The sequence below is a fragment of the uncultured Cetobacterium sp. genome (assembly GCF_947072685.1).
Taxonomy (GTDB): domain Bacteria; phylum Fusobacteriota; class Fusobacteriia; order Fusobacteriales; family Fusobacteriaceae; genus Cetobacterium_A.
In genome coordinates, this window is the sequence record NZ_CAMTIK010000004.1 from 103,545 (window position 1) to 124,704 (window position 21,160).

Below are 21,160 nucleotides of genomic sequence, written 5' to 3' on the forward strand. Positions count from 1 at the left end.
AGTTGAATTTTCAACTCCCCCTTTTTATAATTAAGCGTTTTGCTATAGAAATTTGTTTAATACTTTAACAACCATTTGAATTCTTTCTTCTATCGAAGAGAGAACTAAATATTCAGAAGCTTCATGAGAGTTTCCACCAATTGGACCAACTCCATCTAAAACACCAACTCCAAGTATTCCTAAGAAATTGGCATCGGAACCACCACCAGTCTTCTCCCATTCCGCTTTAATTCCCATCTCCTCTTTAACTTCATCAAATTTAGATAAAAGTTCTTTAGAAAGATCATTTAAAACAAGTGGAGGTCGATATCCAATCTCCTTAACATCCACTTCAATTCCAGAAATATATGGATTTGCCTTCAATTCGTCAAGAGTTTTCATAATCTGGTGAAAGTGATCTATATCATGAGATCTACCTTCGAATTTAATTACAGCTTTATCGGGAACTGTATTAACTCCAAATCCTCCGTTAATAACTCCAACATTAATAGAATTTCCTTTTTCAAGATTTTGAAGTTTAGAAATTTCTAAAACCCATCTAGAAGCTTCAACAATAGCATTTATTCCATTTTGAGGTGCAATTCCAGCATGAGCAGCTTTCCCTTTAAAGGTGATTTCAAACTTGATTAGGCCTTTTCTCTCAGAAACCATATTACCAGTTTTTCTAGCAGGTTCAAAAACTAGTGCATATTTAGTTTGTTTCCCTAATTTTGTAATTAAATCTCTCGAGATAAGTGAGCTAATCTCTTCATCTGTATTTATAATAATACAGATATTCAATTTACTATTTTTAAATTCTTTAGCTACTTCATACATTGAAAGAAGTCCAGATTTCATATCATATACTCCTGGACCTATAGCAATATCTCCTTCGATTTTAAATTGTCTTTCAGCAACAGTTCCTTCTGGAAAAACTGTGTCGTTGTGCCCAATGAAAAGAAAATCAAAATTCTCAACGGCTCTATTTTTTATAACAAGAGCAGGGTTTTTACCATTTAGATCATGATATTCAACAATCCAGTCTTTATATAAATTTTTGAAAAAGTTACTTACAAATTGCAGCCCAACAGGTGTATTACTTCCACAATCAACATTGACAAGTGTTTCTAAATTTTTTAAATAATTTTTAAAATCCATAAAAATTCCCCTCCAATTAACCAAATAAAACCATATTAGTAATAAGTAACACTATCAATCCAACAAGCATAGGCAAGAATGTTCTTCTTACAACTAAAAATGGAGAGACACCAGAAATACCGCAAACAGCAACAATAACAGCTGTAATAGGAGATACACTTCTAGCAATACCTGAAGCGAGCTGCATTGGCATAGCGATAACAATCGGATCAATATTAACGGATGCAGCAACGGTTGGTGCAAGAGCAGCAAAAGCAAAGAATGGTGCATTTCCAGAACCCATGATAACAGATGAGGCTGAAATAACTCCTGTCATAACTAGAATCATTGGTTGAACTCCAAGTCCCGCCGTTTTTGTCCACTCGATGATGCTGTTGATAACGCCTACTTTAGTTAGGCCATAGGCGAAGAATTGACCAGCAACAATAAGTGTTATAACAGCGGCAAATTGAGATCCCATAGAATTAAATATTGTCTTTAAATCTGCAATAGTTTTTTTAAACTCTTTTTTTCTAAGACCTTCAATAACCATACTTAAAGTTATACTTATTAACATAGCAACTTCAACATTCATTTTTATAGAACTTTTAAATAAAGAACTAAATCCTAGAATAACAACAAGAGGAACTATTGGAAGGATAGCATAAAAATTAGGTACAGTTGGCTCATCGTCGTAAGATTGTTGGACAAAATCAGCTTTTTCTTCCATAGTAAGATGTCTATCCCCAATTTTTTGAACAAAGTAGTGGGTGATAGCAATAGCAGTAATAACGAAAATAGCCACAGGAAGTTGATATTTAACAAAATATAAAGCAGCATCTATGTTAGCCGTTTTAGCTGCAAGGACAGAGTTTCCAGATGCGGGACCTAAATCTAAACAAGCAGTTGTACCAATAACAGCTGTAGCGGATAAAGGGCTGGCACCAAGGGATACAAGTATTGGATAGACAGTAACCATAAGCAAAACCCCTAGGCCTGAAGCGCTCGGAATAAAGATGTTAAGTATTTGCCCAACAATATATGTTAGAGCTAGAACGATATATGGTGAATTTAATTTTTTCATAGGTGAAGTTGTTAATTTAACTAGAGCTTTACTGGCACCGATATGGTCCATATATTTAGCGAAACCGCCAACTACCATAATGGTTAGACCAAGTCCAGCTGTTGTTTTAGAAAAAGTAACTTTCAAATATTCAAAAATATCTAAAAAATTTGAACCTATAGAGGCCTTCTCTGCAAGAATAGGGGTATTATTAAAAAAAAGTGCGGTACATAATAAAAGAAAACCACCTATAAAAAGAACTCCTTGTGGAAAATATTTTTTGACAATAAAATATCCGACAAAAAATATGATGAAAAGTGTGATGAAAAAAATCATTTAGTAAATCCTCCTCGAAATTAATATTTTGTATTGATAAAAAATGTATAAAATTAGAATTTTAAAATTTAATTAAGAACACTTTTCACTAATTATACATATTTTTGACATAAGTGTCAACAAAGAACAATTATAAATGGTTGGAAAGTGAAGAAGAAAATATAGAAAAAGATAAAATTGATCATACAATGAACAAATTTTCACAATAATATTGGATTAATAGAAAAAACAGTTGACATAATACTAGTATTAAATATATAATTAAACTTAAAAACTGTTCATTAATTAGTAAAAATAATAATTTTTAGAACAATAAAATTTGAAAAAATACTTTCAAAAATGGAGGGCGTAATATGAAATATAGTTATTACCCGGGATGTACATTGAAAACTAAGGCGAAGGACTTGGAAGAACATGCTTTAGTCGCAGCGAAATTGCTAAATATTTCTCTAGAAGAGATAGAAAATTGGCAATGTTGTGGGGGTGTGTATCCTCAAAGTGATGGTGAAGTGGCGCAAAAACTTTCCTCTGTAAGAAGTTTAGTTTCTGCAAGAGATAAAGGAGAGAAGCTCTTGACTCTTTGTTCAGCTTGTCACAATGTTATTAAAAGAGTTAACAATGATATAAAAACAAAGGAAAATGTAAAAAAGAAAGCTAATCTGTATTTAGAGCTCGAAAAAGAGTATTCAGGAGAAACCGAAGTGGTTCACTATTTAGAGATGCTAAAGAACGATGTAACTTTTGAAGTTTTAAAAGAAAAAGTATCAAATCCATTAAAAGGGAGAAAAGTTGGAGCTTATTATGGGTGTTTACTTCTTAGACCTCAAAAAGAAATGGAGTTTGATAATCCTGAAAATCCAAGCATTATGGAGGATTTTATATCTGCTCTCGGGGCCGAAGCAATTAAATATCCATATAGAACTGAATGCTGTGGAGGATATTTATCGGTTAATAATAAAAACTTAGCAGAAAATATGAGTGATAAAATTATGAGATCAGCAGAATTAGCAGGTATAGAAGAGATAATTACAGCATGCCCGTTGTGCAAGTATAATTTAGAGAATAAGAGTTCTAAAGTTAAGGTGACTTATTTTACAGAGGTATTGGCAGAAGCTCTTGAAGTTATAAGCGGGGAGGAGAAATAATGCTAAAGATAAAAATAAATCCTAAAAAAAATTCTCATGTACAAAAAATATTAGATTTAAGTAAAGAAAAAATAGATGACTGTATGCAGTGTGGAAAGTGTTCTGCAGGTTGCCCGGCAAATGCTGGAATGGATGTATTACCTCATCAAGTGATAAGACTTTTACAGATTGGGGATGTAGAGAGTATAAAAAACTCAAAATCTATTTGGAACTGTGCGGCTTGTTTTACGTGTGAGTCTCGTTGTCCTAGAAATGTGAGTGTTTCAAAATTAATGGAAGCAGCAAGACAAACGATTGTTAGGAAACAGGGTGGAGATATGTTGAATCCAAATTTTGTTTCAAAACTAATGGAGGATAAAAAAATGCCACAACAAGCTGTAGTAAGTGGATTCCGTAAATATAGTAAGTAATTTTTAGAAGTTTGAGGGAGGAGTTTTAGTGCGTAGAATAGGAGTATTTGTTTGTTGGTGTGGAAGTAATATCGCAGGGACTGTAGATGTAGAAAAGGTTAGGGAAGCAGTTAAGGATATGCCAGGGGTTGTGCATTCTGTAGATTACCAATATATGTGCTCAGAAGTAGGGCAAAATTATTTAAAAGATGCAATAAAAGAAAAAAAATTAGATAGAATAGTAGTTGCATCATGTTCACCGAGAATGCATGAGGCAACATTTAGAAAAGCTGCAGAATCAGCAGGGTTAAATCCTTATCTGGTGGAAATAGCAAATATAAGAGAACATTGTTCATGGGTTCATAAAGATAAAGAAGTGGGAACAGAAAAAGCGATTTCTTTAACAAAAGCGGCTATAGCCAAAGCTACTTTAAATGAAGAGCTTGTATCAGGTACAACTCAAGTAGAGAAAAGGGCATTGGTAATAGGTGGAGGAATAGCGGGAATTCAAACAGCTTTGGATATAGCAGATGCAGGATATTTGGTCGATATTGTTGAGCAAACTCCAACTATTGGTGGAAAAATGGCTCAGATAGATAAAACATTTCCAACTTTGGATTGTTCAGCTTGTATATTGACACCGAAAATGGTTGATGCGGCCGCTCATCCAAACATAACTCTTTATACTTATAGTGAGATTGAGAGTGTAGCTGGATTTGTCGGAAATTTTAATGTGGCAATAAAAAAGAAACCTCGTTATGTAGATATGGAAAAATGTACAGGATGTGGAGTTTGTATTGAAAAATGTCCATCTAAAAAAGGTAAAAGTGAGTTTGAAGAGGGATTAGCTACAAGAACAGCAATCTATACACCATTTGCTCAATCAGTTCCAAAAGTTCCTGTAATAGATAAGGAGCAATGTCTAAAGTTCAAGACAGGTAAATGTGGAGTATGCTCTATTGTGTGTGGAACAAAAGCGATTAAATTTGATCAAGAGGAAGAGATTGTAAATCAAAAATATGGAGCAATTGTCTTAGCTACAGGATTTGACCTTATAAAGCTGGAAAATTTTGGAGAGTTTCATAATGAACATCCAGATGTAATAACAGGATTGGAGTTTGAGAGATTAACAAACGCAGCAGGGCCTACAAGTGGTAAATTTGTAAAACCATCAAATGGAGAAAGACCTAAAAAAGTTGTTTTTGTTCAGTGTGTAGGATCAAGAGATAAGAGTGAAAGAGGTAAATCTTATTGTTCAAAAATATGTTGTATGTATACAGCAAAGCATGCAATGTTGATAAAAGATAAATATCCAGATACGGAAGTTTATGTGTTTTATATAGATGTACGTACCCCTGGTAAAAACTTTGATGAGTTTCATAGAAGAGCTGTAGAAGAGTATGGGGTCCACTATATAAAAGGGATGGTTGGAAAGGTAATGCCGGAGGGAGAAAAATTGATGGTTCAAGCTGTGGATTCTCTATCTGGGACACCTTTAGAAATTGATGCAGATATGGTTGTTTTAGCTTCAGCAACTCAAGCAAAACCAGATGCAGTAGCTTTAAAAAGAAAGCTCAATATAAGTAGTGATTTAAATAACTTTTTTACAGAAGCCCATCCAAAACTAAAACCAGTAGAAACAGCATCAGCTGGAATATATTTAGCAGGAGCATGTCAGGGACCAAAAGATATACCTGAAACAGTAGCTCAAGCCAGTGCTGCTGCAGCAAAGGCGATAATATTATTGAGTAAAAAAGAACTTACTAACAATGCATGTGTATCAAATGTAAATAAAAATATATGTAGTGGATGTAAAGCTTGTTCGAAGATGTGTCCATATGATGCTATAAAGATAAAAATGATGGATATATATGATCATGGAAAAGTAGTGAGAAAAGAGGTTGCTGAAGTAAACGAAGCTCTGTGTCAAGGGTGCGGGGGATGTACTGTATCTTGCCGTCCAGGAGCTATTGACTTAAAAGGATTTACAAACAAACAGATAATGGCGGAGGTAGACGCAATATGTCTTTAGAAATAAATAAAAAAGAAGAGTTTAAGCCCTTGATAGTTGCATTTTGTTGTAATTGGTGTAGTTATGCTGGAGCAGACTTAGCTGGTACAAGCAGATTAAATTATCCAGCAAATATAAAAATAATACGTGTTCCTTGTTCGTGTAGAGTGAATCCTAATTTTGTTCTACGTGCTTTTCAAAAAGGGGCAGACGGAGTAGTGATGGCAGGGTGTCATCCAGGCGATTGTCATTATTCAACAGGTAATTATTATACAAGAAGAAGATTTTCTGTTTTTACAAACCTACTTGAGTTTATGGGAATTGAAAAAGATCGTTTAAAAGTGGATTGGATATCTGCAGCAGAAGCAAATAAATTCTCTACAGTGATGAATGATATTTTAGATAAAGTTCATAGATTAGGACCAAATAGAAAGTTAAGAGATATGAGGTGGGAAAGATAGAGATGATATTAAAGGCTAAAGAAGATTTTCAAAATGGAAAAGTTCAGATAGTTTTAGGGTGGAAAAAAGAGCAGGATTCAATAGAATCAATACCGGCTTTTATAGAGAGTGCAGATGAGTTAGAAGAGTTAATATTTGATGAATATTGTGTAAACAATCTTTCGAAATATTTGATTGATGAAATAAATGGTGGAAAAAAAGCGGGAGTTTTTTTAAAAAAATGTGATGCTTTGGGGCTGGAGCAGATGATAAAAGATAATAGAATTCTATTGGAAAGCGTAGTACCTTATGAAGTGGAATGTTTAGGGATGAAAGATTTTAAGACGGGAGATATTTTTAAAAAATGTGAAAAATGTTTGGATAAATCCCAAGACAGATTTGAAGAAGTTAGAGATATAGAGGGTATGACACACGATGAAAGGTATGATTACTGGATGAGTGAGTTTTCTAAATGTATAAGATGTAACGCTTGTAGAAACATATGTCCGGCTTGTAGTTGTGAAACTTGTGTTTTTGAGAAAAAAGATGAGGATGTATTAGGTAAAGCTAATAATGAGAGTGAAACAGGATTCTATCAAATAATAAGAGCATATCATGTAGCAGGAAGATGCTCTGATTGCGGAGAGTGCGAAAGAATTTGTCCTGTTGGAATTCCACTTGGAAAAATTAATAAAAAAATAATAAAAGATATAGAAGAGCTTTATGGAAAAGGGGAAGAGGATACACTTTCTAGTTTCAATCTTGAAGATGAGGATACATTTACAGAAAAAAGAGGTGGGAAATAATGAAAAGAATATCTAAAGCTAATCTTTTAATAGTGTGGAAAAAAATAGATGAAATTTTTGATTTATTCCTTCCAAAATCAGAGAATGGAAATACAAAATTTAAAAATTTTCAAGATGAGGGAGAGGTTGATTTAAAAACCCTAAAAACAACAGTACCGCTAAAAAACTTTGTATTTCCTCAAAGTGAAACTTTTTTAAAGTTCAAAACAAAAGATAAAAAAATAAAATTTGATATTACAAGTGTTTCTGAAGATGAGTACGTGATATTTGGAGCTAGACCTTGTGATATAAAATCTTTAGAGATATTGGATAATATTTTTTTAAGAGAGCCAGTTGACACTTATTATAAAGCACATAGAGACAGAGCTATTATAATATCTTTAGCTTGTAAAAATCCGGAGAGTAGTTGCTTTTGTGGAACTTTTGGAATAGAGCCAACATCAGTAAATAAAGCTACAGATATATCTTTGATTGAAGCTGGAGATTTCTATTATTGGAATACTATTAGTGAAAAAGGTAAAAAAATAACTGAGCTTTTAAAGGATATTTTAGAAGAGGTCTCATCAGAGGATTTAGTTACGTTGAAAATTGAAAAAGACAGAATTGAACTTGAAATGGAGAATTTACCTTTAAATTCTTTAGATATAGAAAAAATAGATGGGGAATTACAAGAAATTTTTGATAAAGAAAAGATGTGGAAAGAACTTTCAAGAAGATGCCTGGCTTGTGGATCTTGTACATATGTTTGCCCAACATGTCACTGTTATGATGTCAAAGATTATGCAGGAAATAATGGGGGAGAAAGATTTCGTTGTTGGGATTCGTGCATGTTCTCAGATTTTACTTTGATGGCGCATGGAAATCCAAGAACTGAGCAAATGCAAAGAGTAAGACAAAGATTTATGCATAAACTTGTGTATTATCCAAATAATCATGAGGGAACGTACTCGTGTGTTGGATGTGGAAGATGCATAGAAAAATGTCCGGTTCATATAGATATAGTTAAAGTAATAAAAAAATTGGTGGTGGATAGATAATGGCTTGTACTTGTCACGAGAAGGACCCTTTGGTTCCTAAAATAGCGAAATTAGAATTTGTAAGAAGAGATACCCCGGATGTAACAACATTTAGAATTGTATCTCCGGAAGGAGAGGCTCCATTTGAGTTTAAGCCAGGACAGTGTGCGATGATATCTGTGCCACCTCTTGGTGAAGCAATATTTTCAATAACATCTTCTCCAACAGAGGTGGGATATATAGAGTGCAGTATAAAAAAATGTGGTGCTGTAACAGATTATCTTCATACTTTAGAAGCAGGGGACGAAATAGGAATTAGAGGACCATATGGAAATAACTTTCCGATTGAGGAGTTAAAAAATAAGGATTTATTATTTATAGGAGGGGGAATAGGGTTAGCACCACTTAGATCGGTAATAAATTATGTTATGGATAGAAGGGATGAGTTTGGAAAGGTGGATATAGTTTATGGTGCTAGAACACCGGAAGATTTAGTTCATCCCAATGATATATATAATGTTTGGCCAGCAGCAAAGGAAACGAATGTTTATTTGACTGTTGATAGAGAGGCTAAAAATTGGGATGGAAATGTAGGATTTGTACCTAGTTACATAAAAGAATTGGGATTTGATACAAATAAAGTTGCATTAGTTTGTGGACCACCAATTATGATTAAATATGTTCTTCAAGGACTAGAGGAGATTGGATTTAAAAAAGAACAAGTTTATACAACTTTAGAATTGAAAATGAAATGTGGATTTGGAAAGTGTGGGCGTTGTAATATCGGTGATAAATATGTTTGTAAAGATGGGCCGGTATTTAGATGTGATGAAATAATAGAACTTCCGGATGAATATTAATACCTATAGGAGGAAAAATAAGTGATTGATAAAAAAATGGTAGATGTATATATACTAGGAAAAAAGTATTCTGTTCCGAATACTCTAACGATAATGGAGTCTATGGAATATGCAGGATATCAATTGAAAAGAGGATGCGGATGCAGATCTGGATTTTGTGGAGCATGTGCAACAGTTTATAGAGTAAAAGGGCACAAGGAGATGAAAGTTGTTCTTGCATGTCAAAGTAAAGTAGAAAATGATATGTATTTAACTCAAATTCCTTTCTTCCCAGGAGATAAAGGAATTTATGATTTGAATAATTTAGAAGCAACAGCTGACACAATAGCAAAATACTATCCTGAAGTTTATAAATGTATTGGATGTAACTCATGCACAAAAGGATGTTCTCAGAGTCTGGATGTAATGCAGTATATAGGATATGCCCAAAGGGGTGAGTTAGAAAAATGTGCCCACACATCATTTGATTGTGTATCGTGTGGGATTTGTGCAACAAGATGTCCAGCAGGAATAACACATTACAATGTTGGGCTTTTAGCTCGTAGACTTACAGGGAAGTACATAGCATCTCAAACAGTTCATTTGAATGAAAGAGTAGAAGAAATTCACAAAGGAATTCATGATAGAAAACTTGAAGAACTTATGAATAAAACTACTGAGGAATTAAAATCATTGTATAATAATAGAGATATCACAAAATAGGAAAATTGGAGGAGATTTAATGTATACACCAGAAATGAGAGAACTTATAAAAAAAGTTGAAGAAACTCGTTCTCAAAGAATCGCTAATGGAGATTTTCCAAGAATGACGGCTGAGGAAAAAACAGAAGTTTTAGAAGAAAATCATCCGGATTATATAGAGAGTGGTTTTGTAGAATTAAAAGTAGGTCCAAATAAAGGAGGAAGAGTTCCTAATGAATTAGGGGAATTGTTACAAGGGAAGAGTAGAATTGAAGGTTTAAACATAAATTTGAACAAAGTGGATTATGAGGCGGATGTTCTGATTATAGGTGGTGGTGGTTCTGGTGCAGCAGCAGCACTAGAAGCTCATAAAGCGGGATCAAAAGTAATAATAGCTACAAAGTTACGTTTTGGTGATGCAAATACGATGATGGCAGAGGGTGGAATTCAAGCAGCAGATAAATCAGATGACTCTCCGGCATTGCATTATTTAGACGTTATGGGTGGTGGACATTATTCTAACGTTCCGGAGTTGGCAGCGGCTTTAGTAAAAGATGCCCCAGTTGCAATAAAATGGTTAGATGATATGGGTGTTATGTTTGATAAAGAAAAAGATGGGACTATGGTTACGACTCACGGTGGAGGAACTTCAAGAAGAAGAATGCATGCGGCAGCAGATTATTCTGGAGCTGAAATAATGCGTGTTTTGAGAGATGAAGTTCAAAATAAAGAGATTGAGGTTTTAGAGTTTTCTCCAGCGGTAGAATTAATAATGGATGTTGATGGAAAGGTTGCAGGAGCAGTTCTTTTCAATATTGAAACAGAAGAATATCATGTAGCTAGAGCTAAAACAGTTATAATCGCTACAGGAGGAGCTGGAAGACTTCATTATCAAGGATTTCCAACTTCAAATCACTATGGTGCAACAGCAGATGGGCTTGTATTAGGATATAGAGTTGGAGCTAAATTAGCCTTTGCTGATACTATCCAATACCATCCAACAGGAGTAGCGTATCCAGCTCAAATTTTTGGAGCTTTAGTGACTGAAAAAGTACGTAGTTTGGGTGCGACACCACTAAATATTGATGGAGAGCAGTTTGTATACCATTTAGAAACAAGAGATGTGGAAGCGTCAGCGGTGATAAGAGAGTGTAATATAAAAGAAAAAGGTATTCCAACACCTAATGGAGGACAAGGAGTTTGGCTTGATACTCCTTTGATTGAAATATTGAATGGATCAGGAACGATTGAAAAAAGAGTTCCTGCTATGATGAGAATGTATCAAAAATTTGGAATAGATATGAGAAAGGAACCGATATTAATATATCCAACTCTTCATTATCAAAATGGTGGACTTCTAATAGACGAAAATGGGGCTACAAGCATAGAAAATCTATATGTGGCTGGAGAGGCTGCAGGAGGAATCCATGGGAGAAATAGATTGATGGGGAACTCGCTTTTAGACATTATTGTTTTTGGAAGAAGAGCAGGAAAATCAGCAGGAAATATATCTAAGAAAGTTGAGTTAAAAGAGTTAACTTTAAACCATGTAGAAAAATTTCATGGCATTTTGGTGGAGTCTGACTTAGTTATCAACACAGTATCTCCAATGTTATTACCTAATTATACCAATAAAGGGAAGTAAATATGAGTAAAGAATACGACGAAACCTTAAATAAGAGTCTCAAAATATCTATTTCAGTTTTCTTATGTGTTTTTTTACTTAAAGTTATATTTGGTGTCAATCCTTTTTATGCGGCTATAGCTGCAGTATCTTGTTTACAAGGAAATATAAAGGATTCTTTCAAAGTGGGGACTGAGAGAGTAATTGGAACAATTTTTGGTGGGGGAATAGGATTAGTAGCAATATATTTTATATCAACAGAAGCAAGCGATTTAAAAGGGAGTTTAATCATAGGATTTTCTATGATGTTTATAATTTTTGGAACTACATATTTATTAAAAAAACCTGCATCAAATACGATAGCGTGTATAGTATTTCTAGGAATTGCTACCAACATGGAGGGAAGAGATCCATATTACTGGGCTTCTAAAAGAATAATAACAACTATTATAGGGGTTATTATAGCCCTTGTTTGCAACTGGATTATAAGTGGTGAATATAAAAAAAGTAAATTTTTCAGAAAAAAATTGACAGGCGATGAAGATATGTAGTATACTCACTCTAACGTAAATACAGAAGAGAGGTTAGTTCACTTCCATATACGGAGCCTAAGGCCGACGGCGATGATGTTATGACCCTGTGAATTAAGTATTGTGAAGCTGCCATAACAATACGCTTATTAATTTTTATTAAGTTCTCTAAGGCATACCCTTTTTTGGGTATGCTTTTTCTTTTGGGTAGAATTTTAAAACTTAGGGAGGACACAAAATGAAAATGACAAAAATTTTATTGACAGGACTATTAGCTTTATCTACAGTAACGCTATCAAAAATGGAGTATACAGGAGATAAATATTTGGGAAAAGAGGTAATAACAAATCTTGATGTTGCTGATTTAGAATCTGGAAAAGTATATGAGTTTTATTTTCAAGGGGTTGAAAATAGTTTAGGAAGACCTTGGTATATACCTGTAACAGTAATTAAAGGTGAGAATGCTGGGAAGAAATTTTTAATTAATTCAGGAGTTCATGGAAATGAACTAAATCCAATATTGACATCTTATAAAGTGAAAGAGAATTTAAATCCTAAAAATGTTAATGGAACAGTGACAATAGTTCATGGAATGAATGTTTCTGGTCTTTTAAACAATACAAGAGGGTATAAGTTTGGAGGTAATTCAGAATCTACATCTGATTTAAATAGACAGATGGATGCTGGGAAAACGTCTGTAGCAGATCAAAAATATTCAACTTTAACTTGGCAAAATTTATTGTCTAAAAATGCAGACAAAGTAATAGATTTACATACAAGTGGTAAAGGGAGCGAGTTTCCATTATTTGTGTATGCTGATTTTAGAAATTCAGAGATAAAAAAGATGGCTGAATTAACAGGAGCAGATGTTGTTAAGTTGGATAGTGGAGAGAAGGGGTCTGTAGAAACATCTTTTGTTGATATTGGAGTTCCAAGCATAACCTTTGAACTCGGGGCTTCTGAAACTCAACAGGCTGACATTGTTGCAAGAGCTGTGGATGGAGTTTTAAATAATTTGATAGATTCTAAAAATTTAATAGGGAAAGAGATAAAAACTTCTAAGGATACATTTTATGGGAATAGTTGGAGTCGAGTTCGTGCTGAAAAAGGTGGCTATGTAGAAAACAAGGTGAAAATAATGGATAATGTAAAAGAGGGAGATCTTATGTTTATTCAATATGATTCTTTTGGAAACATTGTTCAAGAGTATAAGTCGCCTAATAGCGGAGTTGTTGTCAGTATAAAAGATTACCCGTACAGTGAACCTGGAGATTCTCTAGGAAGAGTTATAGAGTATGACGCAAAAGAAAAAGAGCAAGTGTTAAAAAAATAATAAAAAAGCTTGATTACTTATTTTAGTAATCAAGCTTTTTTCTAAAGCTATTCCCAATCTCCTTTGGTTTTCCAATAGATTGCAATCTCTTCTAAAGTTTTACCTTTAGTTTCTGGTAAAAATAGAATAACTATAAAAAATAAAAACATTGATACTGAGAATATTCCAAATGAGAATGAGCCATGAAATCTTTCTGTGAGGTATATATTTGTATTAATTAGGGGAAAGGAGTAGATGACAATTGCATCTGTTATCCAATTTAACATTCCAGACAAAGAGCTTCCTTTAGAACGAATAACTGTAGGAACGACTTCAGATATATATACTGTAAGCATAGCTCCAGCAGAAATTGTAAAAAAGAAATTATAAACATAGATTAAATATGAAACATCTATATCGATCTTTTGAATATACAGAAAATATGTAACTAAACTTTCAGAAAAAAACATTCCTAGAACTCCCATCAATAAAAGAACTTTACGTCCCATTTTATCGGCAAAGATAACAACGAAAATGGCACCACCTAGTTCGGAAACTCCGATGAAAATACTTTGAAAGTATGCTAAATTTGATCCACCCTTAGAAATGTTTGAAAATATTCTTTGAGCATAATACGTTATAGCATTAACACCAGAAAGTTGTCTGAAAATTGGAAATATAGCACAAATTAAAAGTGCGTATATCAAACCACCTTTTATTTTAATTTTTTTATTTTCGGACTGCTTAGGACGATTGGAAATCATTTCGGAGTAAACTAACTCTACACGTTCAGGATTGTCTATGAATTCAGATAAAGAGGTTTTTGCTTCTTGATCTCTTCTTTTCATGATAAGCCAACGTGGGCTTTCTGAAAGAGTGAAAAAGGCTAAAAACATAAAGATTAAAAATAAAATTTCAATCCCAATTAAAACTCTCCATCCAGTCATAGTATTCCATTGTAATGAAAAAGCTCGTTCAAAAAAATATGTGACACTATAACCAAGAATTAAACCGAATGCTAAAAGTATTTGTCGGATTGCTCCGGTTCGTCCACGTTTTGATGCGGGTGAAACTTCAACAATATACATTGGAGCGGCAACAAATAAGCTTCCAAGAGATATACCAAAGATGATTCTTCCAACATAAAATAAAATTAAAGATTTTGAGAGAATGGTTATTGATAGACCTATAATACCGAGTGAAATAGCAAATATTAAAGTTTTTTTTCTACCGATTAAATCTGAAAAATATCCTGCGAATAAACTTCCAGTAAAGTTTCCTATAAGTGAAGCGATAACTAATATTCCAACTTTATCAGCTGGAATATTAAAATATTCTCTTAAATATTTAACAGATCCACCTAAATTGGCAGAGTCATAGCTAAAAATAAATCCAGCTAGGGCAATTATAGTAGCTACAAAGTAGATGTTTTTTCTTTTCATTTTTCCTCCCTGTGGTTAAAAAATTTCTATTAACTTAAAATTTATTGAAATAAAAAGTTTGAATATTAGTTTGTTTTACAAATAAAAAAATAAGAATCCTTTGAAAATAGGAATTCCAGATAAAGATATTTTTGTATTAGAAAAAAAAATTGACAAATGTCCGTCCAGTGAGGTAATATAATCAACAATACATAAAATAGGGGGCGTTACCGTGAATAAAAAATATTTATTGGGTTTTGCATTGTTATGTTTAGGGATTAGTGGTTGTTCAAAAGAGAAAAGTGAAGTTTCAGGAGAGAAGGTAAAAACAATTATAATTTCTCAAGGTTCTAAACCGAAAAGTTTAGATCCGGCTATGTACAATGAAATACCTTCACTTTTTATAGTTGAACAAATTTTTAATACTCTTTTTAGAATTGATCCAAATGGGAAAATAGTACCTGAATTAGCAGAATCTTATGAATATGTAACGCCATTAGAACTTGTTATAAAATTAAAAAGGGGTATAAAATTTCATAATGGGGAGGAGTTAAAAGCAAATGATGTCGCTTTTAGTGTGAATAGAATGTTAGAAAAACCTGCCACAAAAGTTATGTTAGATGCAATAGATTCAGTTTCAATTGTAGATGATTATATTGTGAAAATAAAATTGAAAGAGAGTTCTGCACCATTGTTATATACACTCTCTTATCCCTTAACGTCAATTTTAAATGAAAAAGACACTCTATCTAAAAGTGGAAATATAGCGATTGACCCATTAGGAACAGGACCTTTTAAATTTGATAAATGGGGAGATGGAGAAAAAATTAAATTGAATTCAAATATAGAGTATTTTGAAGGAAAACCAGTTGTGGATGAGCTTGTATTTAGAGCTATAACGGAAAATACTAGTAGATTAGCAGCTTTAGAAACAGGAGAGGTTGATATAGCGACAATATCTCCGATTGATGTCCAAACTGTTGAATCAAGTGAAGAGTTATATGCGATTTCATACCCAACAACCTCGACAGAATATTTAACAATAAATGTTCAAAAATATCCATTGAATAATCTAGATTTTAGAAAAGCAATACACTCGGCTATAGATAAACAGAGTATAGTGGATACAGTTTATATGGGGAAGGCCAGTGTTGCAAAAACAATTGTAAATCCGACAGTGTTTGGAAGTGATCAAAGCGTTGAAGGATATCCATATAATCCAGAAAAAGCGAAAGAATATATAAATAAATCAGGTGTTTCGGGAGAGGTAATAAAAATAATGTCAAATGATAATCCAGTAAGGCTTCAAGCTGCTCAAATAATTCAAGCTAATCTAAAGGAGGTTGGAATCAATTCAGAAATAGAAACTGTGGAATGGGGAACATACTTACAATTGACAGCACAAGGGCAGTACGATATCTTTATCGGTGGATGGGTATCTGGAACTTCTGATTCAGATATAGTTCTTTTTCCACTTCTTCACAGTAGTTATAAAGGCGGTGCTGGAAATAGAGCGATGTATGAAAATCCGAAATATGATAGTTTAGTAGAGTTAGGAAGAACTTCTTTAGAACCTGAAAAGAGAATTGAAGTATATTCTAAAGCTCAAGAGCTTTTACAGGAGGAAACACCATTGATTCCTCTTTATTATAAAAATGATAATATGGGATTAAGTAAAAAAATTAAAAATTTTATACCAGAACCAAATACGATTCATAATTTTACAAAAGTAGATAAGGAGTAGTGAGGGGAATGAATGTTGATTTAAATTATACGATTGAGTTTTGTAAAGAGATTTTGGAAATTCCAAGTCCGGCAGGATATACGGAATTAGTTATGGAAAGAGTGGCAAAGGAACTAGATAGCTTGGACATTAAATATTCTTATAGTAAAAAAGGCTGTATTATAGTTAGGTTAGAAGGAGAAGATAGAAACTATACAAGACTTCTATCAGCACATGTAGATACCTTAGGAGCCGTAGTGAAAAAAATAAAGTCCAACGGAAGATTAGAACTTCTAAATATTGGAGGTTATGCATGGGGATCTGTGGAGGGAGAAAATGTAGTTATTCATACATTGGATGGGAGAGAGTATGAAGGTACAGTTTTACCGAATAAAGCATCGGTACATGTTTATGGAGATATTCCAAGAGAGATGGCCAGAATAGCTGAAAATATGGAAGTTAGATTGGATGAGGAGGTTTACTCGGAGCAAGATACAAGAGCACTGGGAATATGTCAAGGAGATTTTGTGAGTTATCATACAAAAACTAAGGTTACAGATTCAGGGTATATAAAATCGAGATATTTAGATGATAAACTTTGTGTAGCACAAGTGCTTGCGTATCTAAAATATCTAAAAGATAATAAGAAAAAACCAAACAACAATTTATATTTATATTTTTCAAATTTTGAAGAAGTGGGTCATGGTGTTTCAGAAATTCCAAATGATGTGGACGAGTTTGTTGCGTTGGATATAGGTCTTGTTGCAGAAGATGCACATGGAGATGAAAAAAAGGTGAGTATTGCAGCAAGAGATAACAAAACAGTTTATGATTTGAAAATTAGAAAGAGATTACAAGAAATAGCAGAAATTAATGGGATAAATTACACAGTAGGAGTTTACAATAGATATGGATCTGATGCGACAGCTTCAATTCTTCAGGGAGCAGATTTAAGATATGCGTGTATTGGTCCAAATGTGGATGCGACACATCATTACGAAAGAACTCACTTAGATGGAGTAGTTGAAACGATAAAGCTTTTAATAGCATATTTATAGATACAAATAAACTTGCTTTTTATCATAAAAACATAAAAGGAGAAAAAATGAAACATTTAAATCTACTAATAAAACCCTCCTCGAGCAATTGCAATATAAGTTGTAAGTATTGTTTTTACAGCGATGTAGCTAAAAATAGAGAGTATCAAAATTTGGGATTTATGAGTTATGAAACGATAGAAAAATTAGTTATAGATGCCTTTGAAATGAAACCTGAAAATATAACATTTTCCTTCCAAGGAGGGGAGCCAACTTTGGTGGGGATTGATTTTTATAAGAAATTTCATGAATTTGTAAAAAAATATAAAAATGAAAATACAGGTATAAATTTTAGTATGCAAACAAATGGAATTTTAATTAATAAAAATTGGATGGAGCTATTTAAAAATTATAATTATTTATTGGGAGTTTCGTTGGATGGGAATAAAGATGTTCACAATACTTTTAGATATAATCATAAGGGTATAGGTACCTTTACAGAAGTTATAAAGAGTATTAAACTTTTGCAAAAAAATAATATAAACTTTAATATTCTGTGTGTAGTAAATAAAAAAACAGTTGAAAATATAGAAGAGATATATAATTTTTTTAAAACTTCAAGATTTAAATATCTCCAATTTATACCGTGTCTGGATAAATTGAGTGGAGAAAAAAACGAAGAATTTTCTTTAACAGAATCTATGTATGGAGAATTTTTGGATAATCTTTTCAATCTTTGGTACAGTGATTTTAAACAAAATAAATATATAAGTATACGATATTTTGATAATCTACTATCTATCTTGTTGAATAACCCTCCAGAGTCATGTGATATGTTGGGACATTGCAGTGTAAATACTGTAATTGAAGGGGATGGAAGCGTATATCCATGTGATTTTTATGTTCTTGACAAATTTAAGTTGGGCGAGTTGAAAGATAATACTTTGGAAAGTCTTATCACGTCTAAAAAAGCTATGGAGTTTATAAAGTCATCATTATTTGTAGATGTTAAATGTAGGAATTGTACTTATTTTTTTCTTTGTAGAAGTGGATGTAGAAGACATAAAGATTTTGAAAACAAAACTTACCAAAATAGATTTTGTATGTCATTTAAATCATTTTTTTCAAAAAATATGACTAAGTTGGTTGAAGTGAAAGAATGGATTAGAAAAAAAAACAGCTAAATATAATAAAATAAATTTTAAAATAAAGAGAATACATTTAAATTCTCTTTATTTTTTTTTGAAATTAAAGAAGATATGTGAAAAAGAGTGAGTTCAGTTAAATGGCATAAATAATTCTATAGAGCCAATTAGCTAAAGGGTCGTTAATTCTATACATCTCTTGATATAGTTCATTTAATAGTTCGTTTTTTAGAGTTGCATATTTATTTTCGTAAAAAAGATTGGTAATCTCTTCCGGATCATTAATCATATCATATAATTCGCATTTGTCTGTGGCGTTAAATACTAATTTATAATCTTTTCTTCTCCACATTCTTTGTTCGAAGGAAACAAAATGACCAGCAAGTTGACCTAAAATACCTGTTCGTTGCTGATACTCTTGATCTCTAAGAAGAGGAAGAAGACTTTTTCCATCAAAAAAACTAGGAGTTTTTCCACCTATAAATTCAGTACAGGTAGGAGTTAAGTCATGTAGATAAATAAGTGAATCGTTTATATTGTTTTTTATCATAGAGAGAGGATCTTTTATTATCATTGGAATTTTATATGTTTTATCCAACATGAATTCGCCTTTTTCGATTAGTTTATGTGCACCCATGGCATCCCCGTGATCTGCAGTAACAGCTAAGAATAGATCGTCATATAAATTTTCATTTTTTAAAAAATTTATAAACTCTCCCAAAGCCTCATCAATTAAAGTTATATACCCCCAAAATTTGGTTATAACCTCTTTCCAACGCTCTTCGGAAGCATCCCAAACACCCCACATCTTAGATATATACTGATAATAAAGAGGTCTGTTTTCTAAAGGAGTGTAGAAACTTTTGTCCAACTTTACATCATTAGGCGAATACATAGAATAGTATGGTTCTGGGATAACACAAGGTGTGTGAGGTCCCCAAAAGTTCATCCAGATAAAAAAAGGTTTGTTTTCTTTTTTAGCTTGTAAAATTTCTTTTTTGGCTTCTTCAACTATAAAATATGGAAGAGTAGCCTCTTTAGGACAATCTAATTTTCCACACAATTCTTGAACTTGTAAATGAGGATTTTCTCCAAAATATGATTCTGTTACTTTTGGAATAGAGAATCCTTTTTCTTGAAGCCATTTAATATAACGATCCTCATTTTTAGGTGCTTGTGAAAAGACCATATTTTCATATAAATCACTCCCAGGATAACCGTACCCATCAAAATTATGACCAGAAAATCCAAAATCTTTAGGTAGAACATTCCCTCCAATATGCCATTTTCCTATATAAATATTTTTATGATTTGAAAATTCAGATATGATATTAGGATTATCTGGAGTGGGATCTATAACTGCAGATTTTTCAACATTTCGAATAACTTTATGATTTGTAGGAAATTGTCCTGTAAAAAGAGAAGTTCTAGCAGGAGAGCAAACCGCTGCGGGAGTATACGCTTCGGTAAAAATAGTTCCATCTTGAGCAATTGAATCCAGAGTTGGAGTTTTAACAATGGGATGACCATAAGTCCCCAACATATCTGTTCGAATTTGATCCATAAGTATTAGTGCTATATTCTTTTTCATTTTTCTATATCCCCCTCATTTAAGTTGTATTCAGTAGTGTAAACAAAACGATCAGCTCTGATAATAGCGGTAGTATATTCAATAATGCTGTCCTTTTCCCATAGAGTTTTTTCTATTTTCATACCGGCATCATTCTTCTTTTTATTGAGTTTAGAAGCTTGCTCGGAAGTTAAAAGGCATGCTGTGAAACGCTCGTTTCCTTTTGTGAATTTAGCAGAATAATTATTTTTTAATATGTCGTAAATTATTGAGTTTTCTAAATCAAAACTTTCTAATCCAGGAAATCTAGAATATAAAAAAAATATGTTTTCATAGATTAAAGGATCGTTATCAGCAAATCTAATCCAAGTGATTTCATAGACTTTTTCCTGCTTATTTATATTCATTTTTTTTGATATTTTTTCTCCAGCTTCAATTATTCTGAAAGATAAAATTTTAGATTTTGGTTTTTTACCGCTATTTTTAACATCATCATAAAATTTTGAAAAATGCGAACGCTTTTGAATGATTTGTTTAGGAGCGATAAAAGTTCCTTTTCCACGAATTTTATAAATATATCCATCTTTCTCTAATTCAAATAATGCTCTCCTAATAGTTATTCGACTAGTAGAGTAATCTTTACACAGTTCAAATTCAGTAGGAAGTTGTTTATGTTCTGTTAATTTTTTGGTTTCTATAAGATCTTTGATATCATCATATATTTGTGAAAAAAGAGTTGGTTTATTTTTAAAATTTTTCAATTTTCCTCCCCAGCTTTAATATATTGTATCCAATATATAACATATTTATTCAATCTAATCAAACTTAAAATTTAGAAATGGTTAAAATTTTATATGATTTTCACACTTTAAATATATTACAACTAATACAAATCGCATAACAAACTAAAAGATTAGTTATATAACAAAAAGAAT

19 protein-coding genes are annotated in these 21,160 nt (G+C 32.5%); 14 read left to right on the forward strand and 5 right to left on the reverse strand.

Going from position 1 to position 21,160, the window contains the following annotated elements; all coding sequences use genetic code 11:
- Positions 1-42 precede the first annotated feature (42 nt).
- The gene (locus Q0V67_RS02495; protein WP_297596730.1) at positions 43-1,137 is read right to left on the reverse strand and encodes a M20 family metallopeptidase; all 1,095 of its coding nucleotides are present in this window, start codon (positions 1,135-1,137) and stop codon (positions 43-45) included.
- Positions 1,138-1,153: 16 nt separating this feature from the next.
- Positions 1,154-2,515, reverse strand: a complete 1,362-nt coding sequence (gene dcuC, locus Q0V67_RS02500; RefSeq protein WP_297596731.1) for a C4-dicarboxylate transporter DcuC — start codon at positions 2,513-2,515, stop codon at positions 1,154-1,156.
- A 353-nt stretch (positions 2,516-2,868) separates the two neighbouring features.
- On the opposite strand from dcuC, the gene Q0V67_RS02505 reads away from it, so the two are divergent.
- From Q0V67_RS02505 to Q0V67_RS02555, 11 genes are all read left to right on the forward strand, one after another.
- On the forward strand, positions 2,869-3,660 hold the full coding sequence (locus Q0V67_RS02505; protein ID WP_297596733.1) for a CoB--CoM heterodisulfide reductase iron-sulfur subunit B family protein: 792 nt from the start codon (positions 2,869-2,871) through the stop codon (positions 3,658-3,660).
- On the forward strand, positions 3,660-4,070 hold the full coding sequence (locus tag Q0V67_RS02510; protein ID WP_297596735.1) for a 4Fe-4S dicluster domain-containing protein: 411 nt from the start codon (positions 3,660-3,662) through the stop codon (positions 4,068-4,070). The genes Q0V67_RS02505 and Q0V67_RS02510 overlap by 1 nt, the downstream gene beginning before the upstream one ends.
- A 28-nt stretch (positions 4,071-4,098) precedes the next feature.
- Positions 4,099-6,081: a CoB--CoM heterodisulfide reductase iron-sulfur subunit A family protein gene (locus Q0V67_RS02515; RefSeq protein ID WP_297596737.1), complete on the forward strand. Its 1,983-nt coding sequence runs from the start codon at positions 4,099-4,101 to the stop codon at positions 6,079-6,081.
- Complete coding sequence (locus Q0V67_RS02520; protein ID WP_297596738.1) at positions 6,072-6,521, forward strand: hydrogenase iron-sulfur subunit; 450 nt, start codon at positions 6,072-6,074, stop codon at positions 6,519-6,521. The genes Q0V67_RS02515 and Q0V67_RS02520 overlap by 10 nt, the downstream gene beginning before the upstream one ends.
- Positions 6,509-7,306 carry a 4Fe-4S dicluster domain-containing protein gene (locus tag Q0V67_RS02525; protein WP_297596739.1) on the forward strand — a complete coding sequence of 266 codons (798 nt, stop codon included), beginning with the start codon at positions 6,509-6,511 and terminating at the stop codon, positions 7,304-7,306. The genes Q0V67_RS02520 and Q0V67_RS02525 overlap by 13 nt, the downstream gene beginning before the upstream one ends.
- A complete protein-coding gene (locus Q0V67_RS02530) occupies positions 7,306-8,343 on the forward strand; it encodes a 4Fe-4S dicluster domain-containing protein (protein ID WP_297596740.1) in 1,038 nt (345 codons plus the stop codon). The genes Q0V67_RS02525 and Q0V67_RS02530 overlap by 1 nt, the downstream gene beginning before the upstream one ends.
- A complete protein-coding gene (locus Q0V67_RS02535) occupies positions 8,343-9,182 on the forward strand; it encodes an FAD/NAD(P)-binding protein (RefSeq protein ID WP_297596741.1) in 840 nt (279 codons plus the stop codon). Before Q0V67_RS02530 ends, Q0V67_RS02535 begins: the two co-directional genes overlap by 1 nt.
- Positions 9,183-9,203: 21 nt before the next feature.
- On the forward strand, positions 9,204-9,884 hold the full coding sequence (locus Q0V67_RS02540; protein WP_297596742.1) for a 4Fe-4S dicluster domain-containing protein: 681 nt from the start codon (positions 9,204-9,206) through the stop codon (positions 9,882-9,884).
- A 19-nt stretch (positions 9,885-9,903) separates the two neighbouring features.
- Positions 9,904-11,508 (forward strand): FAD-dependent oxidoreductase, encoded by a 1,605-nt coding sequence (locus Q0V67_RS02545; RefSeq protein WP_297596743.1) that lies wholly within the window; start codon positions 9,904-9,906, stop codon positions 11,506-11,508.
- Between the two features lie 2 nt (positions 11,509-11,510).
- Positions 11,511-12,038 (forward strand): FUSC family protein, encoded by a 528-nt coding sequence (locus Q0V67_RS02550; RefSeq protein ID WP_297596744.1) that lies wholly within the window; start codon positions 11,511-11,513, stop codon positions 12,036-12,038.
- Positions 12,039-12,255: 217 nt separating this feature from the next.
- Positions 12,256-13,350: a succinylglutamate desuccinylase/aspartoacylase family protein gene (locus tag Q0V67_RS02555; RefSeq protein WP_297596745.1), complete on the forward strand. Its 1,095-nt coding sequence runs from the start codon at positions 12,256-12,258 to the stop codon at positions 13,348-13,350.
- Positions 13,351-13,397: 47 nt separating this feature from the next.
- Here the strand turns inward: Q0V67_RS02555 and Q0V67_RS02560 are convergent, their stop codons facing one another.
- On the reverse strand, positions 13,398-14,771 hold the full coding sequence (locus tag Q0V67_RS02560) for a sugar porter family MFS transporter (protein WP_297596746.1): 1,374 nt from the start codon (positions 14,769-14,771) through the stop codon (positions 13,398-13,400).
- Between the two features lie 211 nt (positions 14,772-14,982).
- Between Q0V67_RS02560 and Q0V67_RS02565 the strand changes: the two genes are divergently transcribed.
- Genes Q0V67_RS02565 through Q0V67_RS02575 form a run of 3 tightly spaced genes read left to right on the forward strand, consistent with a single transcriptional unit; the run spans position 14,983 to position 18,694 of the window.
- Positions 14,983-16,494 (forward strand): ABC transporter substrate-binding protein, encoded by a 1,512-nt coding sequence (locus Q0V67_RS02565; protein WP_297596747.1) that lies wholly within the window; start codon positions 14,983-14,985, stop codon positions 16,492-16,494.
- An 8-nt stretch (positions 16,495-16,502) separates the two neighbouring features.
- Positions 16,503-17,531: a M42 family metallopeptidase gene (locus tag Q0V67_RS02570; protein ID WP_297596749.1), complete on the forward strand. Its 1,029-nt coding sequence runs from the start codon at positions 16,503-16,505 to the stop codon at positions 17,529-17,531.
- A 47-nt stretch (positions 17,532-17,578) separates the two neighbouring features.
- The gene (locus Q0V67_RS02575) at positions 17,579-18,694 is read left to right on the forward strand and encodes an anaerobic sulfatase maturase (RefSeq protein WP_297596751.1); all 1,116 of its coding nucleotides are present in this window, start codon (positions 17,579-17,581) and stop codon (positions 18,692-18,694) included.
- A 97-nt stretch (positions 18,695-18,791) separates the two neighbouring features.
- Here Q0V67_RS02575 and Q0V67_RS02580 read toward each other — a convergent pair whose 3' ends face one another.
- Together Q0V67_RS02580 and Q0V67_RS02585 are read right to left on the reverse strand one after the other, a co-directional pair.
- Entirely contained in the window at positions 18,792-20,246 is a 1,455-nt protein-coding gene (locus tag Q0V67_RS02580; protein WP_297596753.1) for a sulfatase-like hydrolase/transferase, read from the reverse strand.
- A complete protein-coding gene (locus Q0V67_RS02585) occupies positions 20,243-20,986 on the reverse strand; it encodes a GntR family transcriptional regulator (protein ID WP_297596755.1) in 744 nt (247 codons plus the stop codon). The genes Q0V67_RS02580 and Q0V67_RS02585 overlap by 4 nt, the downstream gene beginning before the upstream one ends.
- Between the last annotated feature and the right edge of the window lie 174 nt (positions 20,987-21,160).